This is a genomic window from Parasphingorhabdus sp. (assembly GCF_036963705.1).
Classification (GTDB): Bacteria; Pseudomonadota; Alphaproteobacteria; order Sphingomonadales; family Sphingomonadaceae; genus Parasphingorhabdus.
The window spans coordinates 40,831-59,994 of the sequence record NZ_JBALUT010000005.1 but is presented as its reverse complement, the minus strand read 5'-3'; the positions used below and the strand labels follow the sequence as shown (position 1 = coordinate 59,994).

Annotated in this window: 18 protein-coding genes and 1 tRNA gene; 12 read left to right on the top strand and 7 right to left on the bottom strand. The window is 53.0% G+C overall.

Going from position 1 to position 19,164, the window contains the following annotated elements:
- Positions 1 to 47 precede the first annotated feature (47 nt).
- Complete coding sequence (locus tag V7680_RS02165) at positions 48 to 1,037, top strand: amidohydrolase family protein (RefSeq protein ID WP_335651641.1); 990 nt, start codon at positions 48 to 50, stop codon at positions 1,035 to 1,037.
- Between the two features lie 2 nt (positions 1,038 to 1,039).
- On the top strand, positions 1,040 to 2,062 hold the full coding sequence (locus tag V7680_RS02160; protein WP_335651640.1) for an aromatic ring-hydroxylating dioxygenase subunit alpha: 1,023 nt from the start codon (positions 1,040 to 1,042) through the stop codon (positions 2,060 to 2,062).
- Between the two features lie 27 nt (positions 2,063 to 2,089).
- On the opposite strand, the gene V7680_RS02155 is transcribed toward V7680_RS02160, so the two are convergent.
- From V7680_RS02155 to V7680_RS02140, 4 genes are all read right to left on the bottom strand, one after another.
- A complete protein-coding gene (locus tag V7680_RS02155) occupies positions 2,090 to 2,998 on the bottom strand; it encodes a LysR family transcriptional regulator (protein WP_335651639.1) in 909 nt (302 codons plus the stop codon).
- 89 nt (positions 2,999 to 3,087) lie between these two features.
- Entirely contained in the window at positions 3,088 to 4,119 is a 1,032-nt protein-coding gene (locus V7680_RS02150; RefSeq protein ID WP_335651638.1) for a fumarylacetoacetate hydrolase family protein, read from the bottom strand.
- Between the two features lie 192 nt (positions 4,120 to 4,311).
- Positions 4,312 to 5,154 carry a VOC family protein gene (locus tag V7680_RS02145; protein WP_335651666.1) on the bottom strand — a complete coding sequence of 281 codons (843 nt, stop codon included), beginning with the start codon at positions 5,152 to 5,154 and terminating at the stop codon, positions 4,312 to 4,314.
- Between the two features lie 937 nt (positions 5,155 to 6,091).
- Positions 6,092 to 6,181: transfer RNA gene (locus tag V7680_RS02140), tRNA-Ser, on the bottom strand.
- Between the two features lie 266 nt (positions 6,182 to 6,447).
- Here V7680_RS02140 and V7680_RS02135 point away from each other — a divergent pair.
- The 10 genes from V7680_RS02135 to mazG are packed head-to-tail and all read left to right on the top strand — an operon-like array spanning position 6,448 to position 15,852.
- Positions 6,448 to 7,425 carry a lytic murein transglycosylase gene (locus V7680_RS02135; RefSeq protein ID WP_335651665.1) on the top strand — a complete coding sequence of 326 codons (978 nt, stop codon included), beginning with the start codon at positions 6,448 to 6,450 and terminating at the stop codon, positions 7,423 to 7,425.
- A complete protein-coding gene (locus tag V7680_RS02130; RefSeq protein WP_335651637.1) occupies positions 7,409 to 8,449 on the top strand; it encodes a septal ring lytic transglycosylase RlpA family protein in 1,041 nt (346 codons plus the stop codon). Before V7680_RS02135 ends, V7680_RS02130 begins: the two co-directional genes overlap by 17 nt.
- Positions 8,450 to 8,490: 41 nt before the next feature.
- On the top strand, positions 8,491 to 9,633 hold the full coding sequence (locus tag V7680_RS02125; protein ID WP_335651636.1) for a D-alanyl-D-alanine carboxypeptidase family protein: 1,143 nt from the start codon (positions 8,491 to 8,493) through the stop codon (positions 9,631 to 9,633).
- Positions 9,630 to 10,259 (top strand): dTMP kinase, encoded by a 630-nt coding sequence (gene tmk, locus V7680_RS02120; protein ID WP_335651635.1) that lies wholly within the window; start codon positions 9,630 to 9,632, stop codon positions 10,257 to 10,259. The genes V7680_RS02125 and tmk overlap by 4 nt, the downstream gene beginning before the upstream one ends.
- On the top strand, positions 10,256 to 11,266 hold the full coding sequence (locus V7680_RS02115; protein ID WP_335651634.1) for a DNA polymerase III subunit delta': 1,011 nt from the start codon (positions 10,256 to 10,258) through the stop codon (positions 11,264 to 11,266). Before tmk ends, V7680_RS02115 begins: the two co-directional genes overlap by 4 nt.
- 54 nt (positions 11,267 to 11,320) lie before the next feature.
- The gene (gene metG / locus V7680_RS02110) at positions 11,321 to 12,874 is read left to right on the top strand and encodes a methionine--tRNA ligase (protein ID WP_335651633.1); all 1,554 of its coding nucleotides are present in this window, start codon (positions 11,321 to 11,323) and stop codon (positions 12,872 to 12,874) included.
- A 1-nt stretch (position 12,875) separates the two neighbouring features.
- Positions 12,876 to 13,652 (top strand): TatD family hydrolase, encoded by a 777-nt coding sequence (locus V7680_RS02105; RefSeq protein WP_335651632.1) that lies wholly within the window; start codon positions 12,876 to 12,878, stop codon positions 13,650 to 13,652.
- Between the two features lie 2 nt (positions 13,653 to 13,654).
- Positions 13,655 to 14,425 (top strand): MBL fold metallo-hydrolase, encoded by a 771-nt coding sequence (locus tag V7680_RS02100; protein ID WP_335651631.1) that lies wholly within the window; start codon positions 13,655 to 13,657, stop codon positions 14,423 to 14,425.
- Positions 14,426 to 14,427: 2 nt separating this feature from the next.
- Entirely contained in the window at positions 14,428 to 15,048 is a 621-nt protein-coding gene (locus tag V7680_RS02095; protein WP_335651630.1) for a retropepsin-like aspartic protease family protein, read from the top strand.
- 60 nt (positions 15,049 to 15,108) lie between these two features.
- Positions 15,109 to 15,852, top strand: a complete 744-nt coding sequence (gene mazG / locus V7680_RS02090) for a nucleoside triphosphate pyrophosphohydrolase (RefSeq protein WP_335651629.1) — start codon at positions 15,109 to 15,111, stop codon at positions 15,850 to 15,852.
- A gap of 4 nt (positions 15,853 to 15,856) precedes the next feature.
- Here the strand turns inward: mazG and hflX are convergent, their stop codons facing one another.
- From hflX to ntrX, 3 genes are all read right to left on the bottom strand, one after another.
- Positions 15,857 to 17,155, bottom strand: a complete 1,299-nt coding sequence (hflX, locus tag V7680_RS02085; protein ID WP_335651628.1) for a GTPase HflX — start codon at positions 17,153 to 17,155, stop codon at positions 15,857 to 15,859.
- On the bottom strand, positions 17,152 to 17,646 hold the full coding sequence (hfq, locus tag V7680_RS02080) for an RNA chaperone Hfq (protein WP_335651627.1): 495 nt from the start codon (positions 17,644 to 17,646) through the stop codon (positions 17,152 to 17,154). The genes hflX and hfq overlap by 4 nt, the downstream gene beginning before the upstream one ends.
- Positions 17,647 to 17,779: 133 nt before the next feature.
- On the bottom strand, positions 17,780 to 19,162 hold the full coding sequence (ntrX, locus tag V7680_RS02075) for a nitrogen assimilation response regulator NtrX (protein WP_335651626.1): 1,383 nt from the start codon (positions 19,160 to 19,162) through the stop codon (positions 17,780 to 17,782).
- Positions 19,163 to 19,164 lie beyond the last annotated feature (2 nt).

The window sequence follows — 19,164 nt, the reverse complement described above, 5'->3', positions numbered from 1 at the left end:
GGCATGAACTGAAACCGGTCCCGGTTGAAAAGCGGGGAAAACATTTGGTGGTGGACATCCATGCCCATCTGAATGTGCCGTCAGCCGATGCCATGATCCGCGCCGAAATTCCCAATCCGCCAAATCCCATGGCGTTCATGTCGCCGGCATCGATGAAGGTGAACGGGGCGATGTTCGGAGAAATCGGCAAGAAACTGAACGGTGTTGATGACCGGATTGCCGACATGGACCGGCTGGGCGTGGACATGCAGGCGATCAGCCCCTCGCCGGGGCAATATTATTATTATGCGCCACCAGAACTTGGCCGGGATGCTGCGTGCGCGATCAATGATGGTATCGCAGACGCCGTTGGACGGCATCCCGACCGGCTGACTGGTTTAGGCACGGTGCCGCTTCAGAATACCGAAATGGCGGTGGCCGAATTGCGGCGCTGTGTGAAAGAACTCGGCTTGCGCGGCGTAGAAATCGGGACCATCGTCAATGGCGACGAGTTGGCAAATGATCACCTGCGACCGTTTTTCGCGGCTGCGGAAGAGCTCGATGTTCTGTTATTCATGCATCCGCTGGGTTTCTCGCACGGAGAACGACTGGCGGAACATTATCTCGATAATATCATCGGCAATCCCATCGAATCTTCGATAGCTTTAAGCCACCTTATCTTTGGCGGCGTGCTTGATGCTTATCCGGGTTTGAAACTTTGCGTGGCGCATGGGGGCGGATATCTGCCCGGCTATTGGGGGCGAATGGATCACGCCTACCGAGCGCGGGAGGATTGCCGGCAGCATATCAGTCGCGAGCCGTCGTCCTATCTCAGGCAAGTCTGGCTGGATACACTGGTGTTTGATCAAGACCAGCTGGATTTTCTTGTGAAGACCCATGGTGCTGACAAGCTATGCCTGGGCTCCGACTATCCCTTTGACATGGCGGAGCCGGATCCCATGGCGTTTCACAAGAACCTGAGCAATGAGGACAAAGCGCGCATCTTGGGTCTGAACGCTGCTGAATTACTGGGATTGAAGATTTCCACGGAGGAATAATAATGGGCTATTTGCGGAACGCTTGGTACCCTGCTGCTTGGGACGAGACGCTGACAGACGAACCACAGGCACGAAAGCTGCTGGATGACCCGATCGTTCTGTTCCGTGATTCGACGGGGAGAGTGTGCGCCCTGTATGATGCTTGTCCGCATCGTTTCGCGCCACTGAGTTTGGGAAAGGTGAAAGACGGAATACTTGCATGCGGATATCATGGTCTGGAATTTGACGGTGCCGGGCAATGCGTTCGAAACCCGCATGGCAAGGGGATAATCCCCAAGGCGTTGGGCGTGCGTGCCTATCCTACCGCAGAGCGCTACGGCATGATCTGGATCTGGGCAGGCGAAACAGACGAGGCAGATGAGAATTTGCTACCATCGCTTCCTGTGCTTGAAGATGCAAATTACAGCTGGGTTTATGGCGAACTGGAAGTATCAGCAAACTACGAATTGGTGATAGATAATCTGCTCGATCTTACGCATGTCGAGTTTCTGCATCCATTTCTCGCTTCGGAAGGTGGATCGCAGCGCACCACCTTCAGGGCCGAACAGAAAGGCAATAGGGTCAGCGCCTATTATGAAGCTCCGGATGAGCCGATTACCGGTCTTTTCCAGCTACTGTGGAAGGGCGACGAGAAGACTGCAACGATCAGAGCGGAAATGCATTGGCAACCGCCGACCTATTTGGTCTTGGAAAACTCGATGGCTCGAAGCGGAGAATTGGAAGCCGATGATCCGCGCGTGCCCGTGTTACATCTCCTCACTCCGGAAAGTGATGGCAGGACGAGGTATTTCTGGGCAGCGGGACGCAATTGTGCGCATGATGATAAAACTGTTTCCGAGATGCTGCACTTCGGAACCCAGAGCGCTTTCGTGAATGAAGACGAACCAATGATCAAAGCGGTTCGCAGCCGGATGACATCAAATGATCTGTTCACCCACAAGCCCGCTCTGCTGCAAACAGATGAAGCAGGTGTAAGGGCGCGCCGGGTTCTAGCCAAATTGATCGAAGCGGAAAAGCAGCGCTAGATACAATCTGGCATCAGCGCCTTTTCCCTAATTCTCGAGCGTTTTTGCGATTTCCTGCAATCGCCGGACAACCCAGCGAACCGCTTCGTCATTTGTGTTCTTGGCGGACCATTGCGCCATCTCGCGAACCGTTGGGAAATCGAACGGCAGCTCATATATATTGATCGGAAGCGTTCCGCTGATCTGGTTAGCAAGATGCCGATGGATCGTAGCAATGCGATCAGTATTGATAATGAAGCGGGGTACGGAAGCAAAACTGGGTGCGAAGGTTTCGATGTTCCGATGGATTCCGATTCGGCGCAAGGCGGTTTCGTCAAAGCCTCGGGCGTTATGATTCAGTCGTACTGAGACGTGCCCCAATTGTTCGTACAGCTCGCTTGTCAATTCCCCTTTGACGTGCGAATTCTCTTTCCAGCTGATGGCGACAAAGTCTTCATCGTACAGAAACTCGCTGGGTAGATTGGCATCGATTAGATAATCAAGCGCGATGATTATGTCGGTTTGGCCGCGCTGCAGCATAGCGACGGGATCTTCTGTCAGCGGAAGCACGGTGAAGCGCATATTGGGAGCTTCTTTCGAGAAGCGCCCGACAGCTTCAGTCAATAAGACGTGCGCGACAACGTCAATCGACGCAATCGATATGCCTCGGTCGGACACAGCAGGGTCGAACTCATCCGGCGTCAATATGGTTTCGCGGATCAGCGCAAGCGCATCCTTTACCGGCTTGATCAAAGCTTCTCCGCGAGGAGTACATGCCATTGTCCGGCCGGATGGCACGAGCAGATCATCTTCAAAAAATTCACGCAACCTGCTTAGGGCCGCACTGGCACCAGACTGGCTCAGATGCAGTCGTTCAGCAGCCTGCGAAACGCTCTGCTCCTCGAGCAATGCATCCAGAACGACCAGTAGATTGAGATCAAGTTTTTCAAACCGCATAGCGGTGGAAAGCTAGCACTCAAGTTGGAATGCAGCAATCACGAAACGCCCGAGTGTAATCTTATTGGATTAGCTTGCATTCTGCAGCTTTACCAATCGGTTATGAAGGGACCAAAGGTGGGCTTTCTTCCACCGGTTTCTTCGGCGACAACATTGTTCACCTGCCTGCCAAGATAAGTGATTTCACTTTCGACAACGTCCCCAGGGCGCATCCACCTGTTACCGTGGGAAGCACCATTGCCGGGAGGCGAACCGGTGATCAACAAATCACCAGGCGTGAGCCTGATCCGTTCCGAAGCATAAGATAGAATTTTTTCTGGCGGAAAAATCATGTCGCTGATCGGCCAGTCCTGCATGGTTTGCCCACTCAGTTTCAGCTTGATCTGGACTTTGCTACGATCGACGAATTCCTTGGGCACGGCAAAGGGGCCCAATGTCTTGAAATTCGGTTGATGCTTGCTGACCCAGTCATAGCCGAATTTTATGTCGGCGCGCCGGAATTCGTCTACAGTACCGATATCGTTGCACATCACATATGCCGCGATAACATCGTCAGCCTCTTCAGGCTTTAGATATCGTCCTGTGTTTTTTGTGATTACGCCGAACTCAAGTTCCCAGTCGGGATGTTCTCCGATCAGCGGCAGGATGATGTCATCGTTTGCGCCGCAGAGGGACGAGTGCAGACCGGTCCAGAAAAACGGCATTCCTTCGGTGGCCCGCCGATCCACTTCGGCCAGATTTCGCGCGTAGAAAGATTCATCGCTTTCGCCGGCTTCCCGCTTGTCTTGGTTGAATTTGTTGTGCGTCATCATCTCGGCGACGTGGGCACGATAATTTGATCCGGCACACAACATGTTCGGATGCGCGACAACCGGCAGCGCCTTCAAATTCTCGAACCGCAGCTCCGGCTTGCCCTTCTTGGTCGCCAGATCGTTCAGGCCGTCAACGACCCGATCCCAGTCAGCAAATATGGCGTGGGTATCATAATATGTTTCGGAAAGGTCGAATACGGTTCCGTCCGGAAGGACCAAGCCGGGAAATTGCTTTCCGTCTGCGGCTTCATATGTTCCTATTCCGAAGCTTCCTTCGGCAAGGCCGGTAGCAGCATTGAAATTTGTCATCGAGTTATCCTTTTGGGTTGAGAGATGCGACAGATAGTCGCGTTACCGGATGGCCATCCGCGAACGGATGTCGTCCCAATTGATAAATTGGCGTTGTAAGGCCGCGGCAATGTGAAGAATAACAAATGCGGCGAGACGGCAACCCGCGAATACCGCGCAGGCGCTGATCCTGTCTTTGGCGCCTCATCAGTCCTAGTCTGCAAAATAGGCCTCCGCTGGTTCCGAACTCCAAGCGTCCATCTCATGCGTGGAAATGTCGTGATGCCCGGTCTCATGCTTGTCGTTCAAAAGGTCTGTATCGGTGAAGGTCTCGAACCGGTAGCGATCAGGGTCGAACCAGACGTCGAATACATGGCAACCCAGTGGATGCCGACCTATGCCCCAGTTGGGCTCCCAACCTCTCGACAAAAGCCACCGGTGAGCCCGTGCCTGAGCCTCAAAATCTTGCGCTTCAAAGGAAATATGATGGAGATCGGTCTTATCCGATTGGGCAAGAAAGACAGAATGGTGGTCGACCCATTCCTCCCCGCGATCGATCCTGAGGAATGCCACAACCGTATGGTCGGGATTGCCGGGTACGTGCATTGAATCGCTAATCTTCAGGCCGAGGATTTTTTCAAACCATTCTGCGCTTGCCTTATAGTCCTTCACATACAATCCGAGATGCCCCAGACGGTACAGCGAAGCCGGACCGAGCGGCCGGGTGCTCTGCGGATCCGCGAAACGTGTGCGTAAGGCAGGCGTATTCAAGCGGAGTTCGGGTTGGACCTCCTGCGGAATATCGCCTTCAATGCCATAGACCAGGTCGACCTTCAGGCCTTCTGCGTTCGTCAGCGTGACTCCCAGACCTCCGCCCGGCGTATCGAGCTTGCGAACTCCGCTTGCGCCGTGTTGCTTTACAGCATTCTCCAAATCGCTTTCATCATCAACCAGAAACCCGAGAGCGCTAAAACCGCGTTCACCTCGTTCGGCTTTGTAACACCATGCGTCGCCGCCGCCGGTTTTCATGACGAAATGGTCGTCACTCTTCTCCACCGTCAAAAGACCAAAATCTTCTGCAAATTGCCGCGTCTTCTCAATGTCTGGGACTGTGAATGAAACATGATGGAGCGATCGGATTGCCATATTTTTTCTCTTGCTGCTTTGCGGCGCATCGAAGCGCGGCCTTTAACATGGTTGCAAATTCAGCGTTTGCGCTTTGAATTGCAAACCGTTGTCAAAAATAGCAGCTATTTTGCGGAACGATTTCTTGGAGTGGTCCATTACGCTAACTGGCATCGAGGCATACCCTGGAATTAAATGGTGAGATTATCTCCCGATAACTGGCGAAATACGCAACGGGTTACATTATGAACTACATCGTTGTTATTTTGGGTGAGGGTGGCTTGGAGACATCACACTTAATGAATCTCTGGGTTGAAATGTAGCCCTTTGGCAACCGAACGCAATCGCTAGCATCGAAGTTTATGACCGCTTTTGAAATTGAGCTGGAAGCAGTTCAATCGGCAGAATTGGGTGCATATGAGACTGGCTGCGATTGGGACGGAAGAGGACCGTTTGTTCGAAGAAAATTATCACTCGCAAGCAAACTTTTCATCGTTGCATGCCGCGATGACGGCCCTCCGATAATATGCATCCAGGTTGAAACATGATATCGGCGTTCGATTGATCGCTGAAGCCGCCGCTCTCCTAAATATAAAACTTCTCTCGGCCGTTGTTGATGCACTTTTTTCGCCTAACGCCCCGACAGCGCCTCCTGCGATTACCGGAGTAATAATGTTGATGACCAACATTTTCGTTTTCGTGACGTTGGCAACGCAATGACATTTTATTTTTGAGCGACGCAAACTCGAATATCAGCGTCGACAATCAAGAATTAGACCAACGGCAGAGATTAACTGATCCAGAAAACTCTGTGCCACTTGGTACAGCCTGAACACTCGCCACAAGTTACTGAAAATAGAGAAATAGATGGCGGACAGGGTGGGATTCGAACCCACGGAGAGCTTGCACCCTCGGCGGTTTTCAAGACCGCTGCATTCGACCACTCTGCCACCTGTCCGCATAGCCCTTACGGCTTGGTCGACCGCGTCCTAGCGCCCTCGATTTGAAAGCGCAAAACATTTTGCAAGCGACTGCAACTCATAGGCAAATTTCCGGCACTGAAGAGCTTTCGGGTCGAGCTGTTGCATCTATGGGACATTTAGGGATTCCCCTGAGAGTCGCTTTGTGCGACAATGCAGCGACGAAAAGGAAGTATTCATGCGTATCATGACCGCCATCGCCTGCAGCGCTATTGCAATTTTGAGTATTAGCGCGGCAACACCGATGGAAAATGCCCAAGCACAAAGCAGCAGCCAGAGTTTCGAATCTTATCTTCAGCAAGTGCGCGAAAAAGCCTTGCGGGAAGGGGTGCGCGCACAGACTCTCGATCAGGTCCTTCCCGGCCTTACCTATAATCCAAGGGTTATCGAGCTCGATCAGTCTCAGCCGGGCGGAAGCCCGAGCAGCGCAATACCGCCCTTCGCCCCATATCAGAGGCGGCACATAACCAGCGAACGGATTGCCAATGGGAAGGCTGCCTATAGCCGTCTGATGGCAAAGCTTATCGATGTTGAGCGTGAAACCGGCGTGCCTGGGCCGATCATCATGGCGATCTATGGAAAAGAGACAAATTACGGTTCCTACACCGGTGATTTCGATATTCCCCGGTCACTGGCGACACTTGCTTACGAAGGCCGGCGGCGATCGCTGTTCGAAGGCGAGTTGCTCGCCGTGTTAAAACTGATTGATCAGGGCGTGCCGCAATCGGCGCTCAAGGGCAGCTGGGCAGGGGCCATGGGCAAGCCGCAATTCTTACCGTCGGTCTATCTACGGCTGGCGAAAGACGGAAGCGGCGACGGATATGCAGATATCTGGGGAAGCGAATATGATGCGGTGGCTTCGATCGCCAATTATTTCGTAAACTCGGGATGGCGCAGGGGGGAGCCGTGGGGAATCGCGGTCAACGTTCCGTCTTCACTTGATCGTTCAGCAGTGAAAAGCCAAATTACGCCGACCCGCTGTCCAAGGGTTTTCAATCGCCATAGTCAGTGGAAGAGCATGGCGGAATGGCGCGCATTGGGTGTTTTGCCTGCGACCGGAGCGTCGCTCGATTCCAGCACAATGGCAACTCTGCTCGAACCAGATGGCGCCGGAAACACGGCCTATCTATTGACCGGCAATTACCGCGTCATTCTCGATTATAATTGTTCGAATTTTTACGGACTAGCAGTGGGGTTATTGGCGGATGAAATACGCAGTTAAGCTTGGAATACTTTCGTCTGCAACCCTTGCATTGGCGGGTTGTAGCGGATCTCGCGATTTTGGTAGTTTTCCGGATGGCTCTCCTCCTCCTGCTGCCGTGGGGGTGCCGACAGGATCAGCCAGCGTTTCTGACTATCCTCAAAAAATTGGCGAACCCTATAAAGTGGGTGGAAATACCTACACGCCCGAGGATGTCCCAAGCTATGATGAAGTGGGATATGCGAGTTGGTATGGTGAAGAATTATCGGGAAATCAGACCGCCAATGGCGAAACTTTCAATCCTCAGGGCATCTCGGCCGCGCACAAGACATTGCCGCTGCCTTCTTATGTCGAGGTCACCGCTCTCGATACCGGACGGACGATCTTGGTACGGATCAATGATCGTGGACCCTTTGCCAACGACCGGCTGCTGGACTTATCGCATGGAGCGGCAAAACAGCTTGGCATAGACCAGAACGGCGTTTCAGGGGTCCGCGTCCGCAAAGTCAATCCGAACGAGCAGGAACGCGCCGTACTTCGCATGGGCGCGCCTGCCACAGAGAGAATCGAAACGCCGGATTCGCTTCTTTCCATATTGCGGAAAAATCTTGCCAAGCTTCCTCGTCCCGCAACACCGGTCAGGCAGGCCGCTACTCCGGCTTATTCGCCTCAAACCTCCGGTAAAGCCACCGCTAGCTCCTCCAGTCGCCCGACCTATCGTCCTGGAAAAGGTGAAGGAACCCGCGATGGACGCTTCATCATTGAAGGCGGCGGACCTCCAGTTGCGGCAGAAAATAGCATCGGAAACAATTATGTCGGCGACTTGCCCGGTTCCTATGTTGTGCAGGTTGCCGCATTCAGCGACAAATCGCGAGCAGATACGCTGGCCAGAAAGATTGGCGCAAAGGTGATGACGGACGGAACGCGGTCCATCTGGCGTGTACGCTACGGGCCATATTCCAGCGAAAAAGATGCACAAGCAGGACTGGCACAGGCGCAGCAGCGCGGCTATAGCGGAGCTCGAATCTTGCGGGCGGACAAATAGCCTTTGTATCGCTAAATTTTTAATCGGGAATCCTGGCCTCAATGAACAAATTTCTGCTGGCGTCTCTGCCCCTCATCGCCTTCTCATCGGTCGTAATCGCGGCCCCCAGCTTCGATACGAAGGCGCCTATCGCCTATATGACCGATCTGTCCTCCGGCGCCGTGCTTTACCAAAAAAATGCGGACAAGCAGATACCACCGGCTTCGATGGCGAAGATGATGACCGTTTATGTCGCGTTCGACCTGATCGGAAAAGGCAAGCTCAAGCTGGACGACAAGTTCCGCGTCAACGAGGCCACCTGGAAGAAATGGAATAACCAAGGCTCGACGATGTTTCTTGCTGTGGGCAGTGAAGTCACTGTCAGCGACTTGCTGCACGGTATCGTGACTCTATCTGGCAATGATGCTTGTGTGGTTCTGGCCGAGGGCATTGCTGGCAGCGAAGAAGCTTTTGTCGGACTGATGAACAAGCGCGCCAAAGAATTGGGCATGTCGAAGAGCCGCTTTGGCAACAGCAACGGCTGGCCGGATGAAGGCCGGACCATGGTCACAGCCAGGGATTTGGCCGCTTTGGGATCTGCCACAGTGAACAATTTCCCGAAACTATATGATGATTTCTACGGTCAGGACGAATTTGCCTGGAATGGTATCATGCAAACGAACCGCAACCCTCTGATGGGCAAGGTTGCCGGGTCTGACGGATTGAAGACAGGTCATACCGAAGAAGCCGGCTACGGATTTACCGGTTCCGCCGAGCAAAAAGGCCGGCGCCTGGTATCAGTGCTTGCAGGACTCGATAGCTATGGCGGCCGCGTCGAAGAATCGGTCAAGTTCATGAATTGGGGCTTCAATGCCTGGGAGCCCAAGAAGCTGTTCGACAAAGGCACGAAGGTTCAGAGCGCTGAGGTCCAGTTGGGCGACAGTTCTACCGTGTCTCTCGTTGCCGCCAAAGATCTGTATGCCACATTGCCGAAAGGGTCCGACGGAAAAATATCGATGAAAGTGGCATATGATGGGCCGATCAAGGCGCCCATCGTCAAAGGTCAGTCGATCGCTACTTTGATTGTTACCTCCGAAGATGCCGGTCAGCAGAGAGTTCCACTGGTTGCTGGTGAAGACATCGATGAGGCGGGCTTCTTTGACAGGGTCTGGGCCGGCTTGAAATCGTTGCTTGGATTGGCGTGATCAGGGGCTGCTTCATCAGCCTTGAAGGCGGCGAAGGGACTGGAAAATCCACTCAGGTCAAGGCGCTGGCCAATGCGCTTGAGACAATGGGCTATAAAGTCAATCGGACGCGCGAGCCAGGAGGCACACCCGGCGCAGAAGTCATTCGCGAAATGTTGTTGAGCGGCGCGGATGAAAAATGGCATATGCGCACTGAAGCGTTGCTATTTGCTGCAGCGCGCGCCGAACATTGCGCGAAACTGATCGGGCCGGCTCTGGAGCGCGGAGAATGGGTGATCAGTGACCGGTTCATTGACAGCAGTCGCGCTTACCAAGCCGGCAGCGGTGAGCTCACTGATCAGGAAATCATGACATTGCATAGCGTTGGAAGTGGCTCTCTGATGCCGGACAGGACATTTGTTCTCGATCTGCCGGAAGTGGTTGCGGCAAAAAGAGCCGAAGCCAGAGACCGGGGAGATAGTGACCGGATTGGCGGGAGAGATAGCGGCTATCATCGCACTGTGATGGCGCGTTTTCGCCAATTCGCTGAAGATGAGCCGGATCGTATCCGGCTGATCGACGCGTCGCAACCTGTGGAATCCATTACCGAATTGTTGTTGAATAATCTCGGCGATATGATGGCATGACGTCATATTACGGCCACGACAGACCCCGCGAGATTTTCTGTCAATCCTTTGCCAGAGACAAACTTCATCACGCCTGGATTTTGGCCGGGGACAAGGGTTTGGGAAAAGCGACTTTTGCTCAACAAGCGGCTCATTTTTTGCTTAACTCCCGCAATCGACCGACAGTATTTTCCGACGCACAAGATGACGAGGCTGGCCATCTTCTCGCAGCCGGCTCGCACCCCGACTTTCGACTGCTCCGCCGCGGACCAAAGGCCGACAAAGAAGAAAAAAAAGCCCGGGACAATGGCCTCGATTCTCTTGAAGAGCACGAACTGGCCCGCAATATAAAGGTCGATCAGATCCGCGCCTTGCAGCCCCTGTTCCAAAACCAGGCGTCTATTTCGGAATATCGGGTTGTCATTATAGACGCAGCCGACGATCTCGAACGCGGCGGCGCCAATGCCATTTTGAAAAATCTCGAAGAACCGCCCAAAAAGACTATTTTCTTTCTGATCAGCCATATGCCCGACCGGCTGTTGCCCACGATCCGCTCGCGGTGCCAGATGCTGCGCTTCGACCCTCTTGCCGATGTTGACATGCGCGCTTTACTGAAAAAAGCAGCTCCAAAATTGAACGAAGCGGACCTCGAAGCGCTGGTTATCGCTGGCGAGGGGTCCCCAGGGCGCGCCTTGCAATATAGCGAAATCGGGCTTGCCGAACTGGAGGCGATCGCACGTGAGATCATCAAGACTGGTGACAGGGACAATAGGTTGAAGAGCGAATTGGCGCGGAAACTTGCCTTGAAGGCAGCAACGCCTCGCTATCGCGCATTTCTCGAACGCGCTCCGAGCCTGATCGCCGAGCAAATCAAAACGGCACAATTACCACGGTCCATGAAATCTATCGAAAAATGGCACGAAGCCAGTGAACTAGCTACGGTAGCAATCCCAAAAGCACTGGATAATCAGGCCGTAATCTTCCGGCTGGGGTGTCTGATGGGCGATCTGGTATCGACTGGGCAATAAAAATAGAGATTTTGGCTGTTTACAAGCGCCGCCAATCCATCAAGAGAGATGGCCATGTCAGAACCTTTTTATATTACCACCGCGATCAGCTATCCAAATGGTCGTCCCCACATCGGCCATGCCTATGAGGCGATCTGCGCTGATGCCATAGCACGGTTTTACCGGTTGAGTGGCCGCGACGTCCGCTTGATTACCGGAACCGATGAACATGGCTTGAAAATGGTACAGACGGCCCGTGAAGCTGGCCGTGATACTATTGATCTGGCGAATGAAATGTCATCTTATTTCATAGAGATGTGCGATATACTTAATATTCGACATGATGGGTTTCGAAGGACCAGCGAATCCGCTCATCACGAAGCCAGTAAGGCTTTGTGGAAAGGGATGGAGGCCAATGGTGATCTCTATCTCGACCGCTATGAAGGCTGGTATTCGGTGCGCGACGAAGCCTTTTACGCCGAGGACGAACTGGAAACAGGCGAGGGTGGTGAAAAACTCTCCCCACAGGGCACTCCGGTCGAGTGGACCGCTGAAGAGACATGGTTCTTCAAACTTTCGGAATATCAAGAAAAATTGCTCAAACTCTATGAAGAGCATCCCGAATTCATTCAGCCCGAAAGCCGCCGCAATGAAGTCATGCGCTTCGTCGAAGGCGGCCTGAGAGATCTCAGCGTTTCACGGACCAGTTTCGATTGGGGTGTCCCCGTGCCAGGTTCCCCCGGACATGTAATGTATGTCTGGGTTGATGCACTCACAACCTATATGACCGGTGTCGGCTATCCGGATAAAGAGGGTCTGTTCGCCAAATATTGGCCCGCAGATTTACATCTGATCGGCAAAGATATCGTGCGTTTTCACGCCGTTTACTGGCCCGCCTTTCTGATGAGTGCCAGCTTGCCGTTACCAAAACAGGTTTTTGGCCACGGTTTTCTGCTCAACCGCGGCGAGAAAATGTCGAAATCGGTAGGCAATGTCGTCGATCCGATGGAATTGGCGCAGCGCTTCGGCGTTGACCAGTTGCGCTATTTTCTGTTGGCGGATGTCGTGTTTGGCAAGGATGGTACTTATTCCGCAGATGCCATCGTTACCAAGACGAATGCCGATCTAGCCAATAATTTTGGTAATCTGGCGCAACGCAGTCTGTCGATGATCGCCAAAAACTGTGATGGCAAGGTTCCGGCTGCCGGGGACCCTACCGAGGCAGAAAAACAATTGTTAGCCGATCTGGATCAATGTTTTGAAGATGTGAAAACGGCAATGACCGGCGGCTTGTTCAAAATTGACCAGGCAATTGATATCATTCGCGAACGGCTTAGCGCGACCAACACATATTTCGCCGATCAGGCGCCATGGGCTTTGCGCAAAACCGATCCTGCAAGGGCCGATACGGTGCTCTATTATACGGCAGAGGCGATCCGGCGGCTGGCGATCATGCTGCGCTGGGCGATGCCGGAAAGCTGCGACAAGATGCTGGACCTGCTGGCTCAAACGCCGGAATCTCGGGATTTTGAACATCTGAGCGCCGCGATTGAACCAGGGCTCACCTTGCCAGCGCCCCAAGGGGTTTTTCCGCGCCTCGAGCTGCTAATAGATGAAGCCGAGGCTTGATATGCTCGTCGATAGCCACTGTCATCTGAACTATAAGGGCCTCGTCGAGGAGCAACCCGATGTCCTCGAGCGCGCTCGCCAGAGTGGCGTAACCGCGATGCTGAATATTTCCACCCGCGAAAGCGAATGGCGGGATATCGTCGCGACCGCTGAACGCGAACCAGATGTTTGGGCGAGTATCGGAATACACCCGCATGAGGCAGATTCTCATCCTGATGTCGATCTTGCCAAGCTGGTCGAAGAGGCGGCTCATCCGAGGGTTGTCGCGATCGGCGAAACCGGGCTGGACTATTTTTATGACCATAGTGACCGGGAGCGCCAGCGGCAGAGTTTTCGCACCCATATCCACGCAGCGCGCGAAACCGGCCTACCAATCATTGTCCACACACGCGATGCGGAAGCAGATACGGCCGAGATCATGGCTGAAGAAATGGAGCAGGGCGCCTATTCCGGTGTAATCCATTGTTTCACCGCAAGCGAAGATTTCGCTCAAAAAGCGCTGGCTATGGGGCTCTATATTTCGATTTCGGGCATCGTGACTTTCAAAAATGCCAAGGATCTGAAGGAAACCGCGGCGAAACTCCCGGCAGACCGTCTGCTGGTTGAAACAGATGCACCGTTTCTTGCTCCGGTTCCGCATCGCGGAAAGACCGGAGAGCCTGCGTTTGTTGCTGATACGGCTCGCTATCTGGCAGAACTCCGCGGTGAGGAATATGCTGAGCTTTGTGAAACAACCGCTCGAAATTTCTATCAGCTATTCACCAAGGCGCGGCCCTGAATGTGGCTTTAAAGCTAACAATATTGGGATGTGGGACGTCGTCAGGCGTCCCCCGCATCGGCAATGACTGGGGCAATTGCGACCCGAATGAACCGAAAAACCGGAGAAGCCGGGTCTCGATATTGGTCGAAAGCCCAACCACCCGGATATTGGTCGATACCTCGCCCGATTTGCGCAACCAGTTTCTCGACAATCGCATTGACCAGATTGATGCGGTAATCTGGACGCATGATCACGCCGACCATTGCCACGGTATTGATGATCTGCGGGCGCTGTTCCAGAAAACCCGCAAGCCGATCGCGAGCTACGCACGGCCCTTTGCGCTGGAGAGCCTCAAGCGGCGTTTTGCCTACGCTTTTCAAAGACATAACTATTATCCGTCGATCTGCGAGGGAATTGCACTCGAAAACCCCGTTGCGATAGGCGATATTTCGCTCAGCTATGTCGATCAGCCTCATGGTGGCATAACCTCGGCGGGTTTGCGGTTCGAGCATCAGGGGAATTCCATTTGTTACGCGACCGATTTTGGCGAGGTAACGGCGGAAATGCGGGAATTATATCGCAAATGTGATCTGTTTGTCGTGGATGCCTTGCGCGACAAGCCGCATCCTACCCATGCGCATCTCGATATGACACTGACTCTCGTTGATGAAGTACAGCCGGAATTGAGTTTGCTGACACATATGGACAACTCGATGGACTATAACCATCTTGTAAGCATATTGCCGGAACATGTCCGGCCCGCTTATGATGGCTATATGAAAGAAATCTGACGTTGACCGAAGATCAAAATATCAATCTTGTTTTCGCGATCGGAGCGCTGGTGCTGGTCGCTAGCGCTTTATTCTCGAGACGGATGGGTTTCGGCGAGATCGTGCGATCGACATTGGCGTGGGTGGCGATATTCGCTGTCTTCATAGTCGGATTTTCCTACCAGCACGAGATTCGGGCGGTCTGGAACCGGGTTTCCGGCGAAGTCACCGGTTCCCATCAACAGATCGTCATCGGCGATACGTTGCGGATCCGACAATCGGCCGACGGCCATTTCTGGGCCAATGCCACGGTTAATCAATTGCCGGTGCGGTTTCTGATCGACAGTGGCGCAACCACGACCGCGATGACGTTGCGAACGGCTCAGAACGCTGGGATCGAAATCAGCGACAGTCCGTTTCCAATCATATTATCGACAGCGAACGGATCTGTTGAAGCCCAACGCGGACAGATCCAGTCGCTGCGAATCGGTTCGATGGTCGCGAAAGATCTACCGGTCGTAGTCGCCGAAGAGTTCGGTGATGCCAATGTGATAGGGATGAATTTTCTTTCAGAGCTCAAAAGTTGGCGGGTTGAAGGCAGAGAGATGATATTGGAACCGCCGTCGATAAGCTCCCTCAACTAATATATTATTTAACATAATATATATTATCAATCATAATGATGGCATAGAACGGAACTAGAATTGATCGACCCCCTGCTAGAAATCATGCGCCGTTTACGTGACCCGTCGGACGGTTGCGAATGGGACAAGGTGCAGACCTTCAAAACGGTTGCGCCTTATACGATCGAGGAAGCCTATGAAGTCGCAGATGCTATCGAACGTGATGATATGGATGCTCTGAAAGATGAACTAGGCGATCTGCTGCTCCAAGTGGTATTCCACAGCCAGATTGCTGCAGATGATAACAAATTTGATTTCCACGATGTTGTTAATACGATTTGTGACAAGATGACCCGTCGTCATCCCCATATATTCGGCGAAGCAGATGAGAGCCCAGGATGGGAACAACTCAAGGCCGACGAGCGCGATGAATCAGGTCAGTCCAGCGCGCTTGATGGCGTTGCCCTGGCCCTGCCCGCTTTGCTGAGGGCGCAGAAAATCCAGAAACGTGCGGCCCGCGTCGGATTTGACTGGCCCGACAAGGCGCCGGTGAAGGACAAGTTGCTCGAAGAATTGGAAGAGGTCGCGACTGCGAGCACAGATGAAGAAGTGCATGAAGAAATCGGAGATTTGCTCTTTTCAGCTGTCAATCTTGCTCGTCATTACAATGTCGATGCCGAGCGCGCATTATCTGACGCGACAGCGAAATTTACCAAAAGGTTCAACCTGGTAGAATCCAATCTTGATAAAGATATGCAGGAAATGACGCTAGATGAACTGGAAGCTGAATGGCAGAAAGCCAAGGCAAGTCTGGCCGCGGCCTGACGGTTTAATGAAGCGCGTGATATCGGCCCCAGTTTCGTGGCGACATTTCAACCGATAAAATCAAATTGTCTGAATCCTGTTCGCTGCTTAGAATCCGGCCATTTTCGTGCAGCCAAGCCATCCGTTTTCCATCGGAAACAGCGACTGTTATCTGTTCGGACTTATAACCTTCGGACAGAGTCTTCGCGATCAAGTCGACCAATATGTCTACACCAGCCCCGGTTTCTGCCGAGATTGTGCAAACATTTTCCGGCAGTGGCGCTGAAATCCGCGCATATTGCGGATCCTCCGGACCGATCTTGTCGATCTTGTTCCATGCTTCGATTACCGGAGGTCCTTCTCCAGCATCCTCCGAAACTCCAAGATCGGCCAATATTTGCCTGACATCATGGGCTTGGGCGTCACTGGCTTCATGAGAAATATCGCGAACATGGACGACGATATCGGCGGCGCTTACTTCTTCGAGCGTAGCACGGAACGCCGCGACCAATTGCGTCGGCAAATCCGACACAAAGCCAACCGTGTCCGACAATATCGCTTTATCATAACCCGGCAACGGAAATTCGCGCATCGTCGGGTCCAGCGTTGCAAACAGCAAGTCCTCGGCAAAAACATCGGCGCCGGTCAACCGGTTGAACAATGTTGATTTTCCGGCATTTGTATAGCCAACCAGCGCTATCACCGGCCAAGGAGCGCGCTGCCGGCGATCTCTGTGCAGAGCGCGGGTTTTGCGCAAGTGAGCCAGGTCTTTGCGTAGTTTCGCCATCCGGTCGCGGATCATCCGGCGATCAGATTCGATCTGGGTCTCGCCTGGGCCTCCCAGAAATCCGAAACCACCACGTTGGCGTTCAAGGTGGGTCCAGCTACGCACCAGGCGACCCGCCTGATAGTCCAGATGCGCGAGTTCAACCTGCAAGCGGCCTTCTGCCGTGGCTGCGCGCGCACCAAAGATTTCGAGAATGAGTCCGGTCCGGTCGATAACTTTTACGTCGAGCTTCTCTTCCAGATTGCGCTGCTGGATCGCGCTCAGACTGCCATCCACAATCAAAATGCTGGCTTCCTGTTCGGTCATCATTGCACCAATCTGGTCAACCTGACCCGATCCGAATAAGGTTGCCGGCTTGGCCTTGCGCACCGAAAAATAGTGAGAAGCCGTAGCAGTTAATCCGATCGCCGCGGCCAAACCAACCGCCTCAACAAGCCTGTGCTCTAATGCCGTCTGGGAAAGCGACGCCATATCAGGGTGTACGACAAGCGCCCGATGGCTCTTACTGTCGATACTTTCCTTCTCAAATGGTATCAATGCGCACCATCGTCTGATTGGTTATAGTCGGCCAGATTGAGTGGCCCGCCTGGCTGCACAGTGGAAATCGCATGTTTGTAGACCAGTTGTGACAGCCCTTCCCGCTCCAGCAAGATACAAAACAGATCATAAGCGGAGACTTCACCCTGCAACATTACGCCGTTGACAAGAAACATTGTCACCGGATCATTGCTGTCCCGTACGGCCGTGAGAAACACCTCTTGGAGCACCCCTGCCCTGGCTTTGGTATTTTCCATAAGTTCAACGAATTGTTTCGTATCAAGCGCTTCGGACGGCATGATCGTCGATATGGCATGTTTATATACCAACTGGGATTGACCGTCGCGACGGAGCAAAACCGAGAAATTGTCAAACCAGGTCACGATACCTTGGAGTTTGACGCCTTTGACCAAAAACATAGTCACAGGGGTTTTAGATTTTCGCAGGGAGTTTAGAAATAAATCTTGCAAGTTATTGGACTTATCGGTCATTTTTGACTCCAATTATTGGCCATCTTTGTGATGGCATTTTATTAAATTTACGGCGATAATTTATATTATCGGGGGACCATAATATTTCATATATGGGATTCATGCCGTCACGACAACCGCTTAACCGCTCCGATCACTCGAGGTCCGTTTTCTTGCGGGAAGCAAGGCCCAATATCTTCAATTTTCGATGCAAAGCAGAACGTTCCATACCGATGAAATTCGCGGTTTTGGAGATATTTCCGGAAAAGCGCCTGATTTGAACCTTCAAATATTCCCGTTCAAAGCTCTCACGTGCTTCTCTCAACGGCGATCCCATCAGCGAAGCTACTCCCTGGTCAAGATCATCATCATTGCCCAGAACCTCTGGCGGGAGCATTTCGACTTCGATTTTTGTGAACTTGTCTTTGGGCGCCAAAATGATCGTTCGTTCAATCACATTGCGCAATTGTCTTACATTGCCCGGCCAGTCACAGGCCTGGAGTGCGGCCATTGCTTCCTCCGAAATTTCGGGCGGATGCAAGCGCTGGTCTGCAGCAAAGCGTGCAGCATAATGTTCCACCAAAACCGGAATATCCTCCCGCCGCTGGTTCAGTGGCGGCAATATGACGGGAACTACATTGAGGCGATAGAATAGATCCTCGCGGAACCGTTTTTCACGTATCTCTACGTCAAGATCGCGTGAGGTTGCAGACACGACCCGAACGTCGACATTCACTTTTTGGGAGCCGCCAAGGCGGTTGAAACTCTGTTCGGTCAGAACCCGCAAAATCTTGCCCTGCGTGTCGAGTGGCATGTCTGCGACTTCATCGATGAACAAGGTACCGCCATGAGCCTCTTCCATCAATCCGGTTTTTTCGATTTTCCCGTTACGTTCGGTGCCGAAAAGCTCCTCTTCAACGCTTTCCGGGGAAAGCCTCGCTGCGCTGATGGTGACAAAGGCGGCGTTGGACCGAGAACTCCAATTGTGCATCAAGCGCGCCGCGACTTCTTTACCCACGCCCGCCGGCCCCGAGATTAACAGCCGGCTTCCAGTACCGGCTACCCGTTTCAATGTGGCTCTCACATTGTTCACGGCGGCGGAATTACCGGTCAATTCATCTGCGAAACCCACACGAGCCTTGAGAATTTCATTCTCCCGGCGGAGCCGCTCTGTTTCGGTCGCTCTTGCCACCAAATGCAGGAGATGTTCGGCTTCAAAAGGCTTTTCGATAAAATCGACAGCGCCCTGAGAAATAGCGGCGACGGCGGTGTCGATGTTACCATGGCCCGAGATCACGATAATCGGCAATTTGGGATCAAGTTGTTTCAGCTCGCTCAATAACTCCAGACCATCCAGTCTTGAGCCTCTCAGCCATACATCGAGTAAAACCAGCGAAGGCCTGCGCTCGTTTACCGCAGCCAGCGCAGCATCGCTGTCAGCGGCCACCCGCGTAGTATAGCCTTCATCTTCCAAGACACCGGATATCAAGTCTCGAATATCGGGCTCGTCGTCGACAACTAAAATATCTAACGCCATGC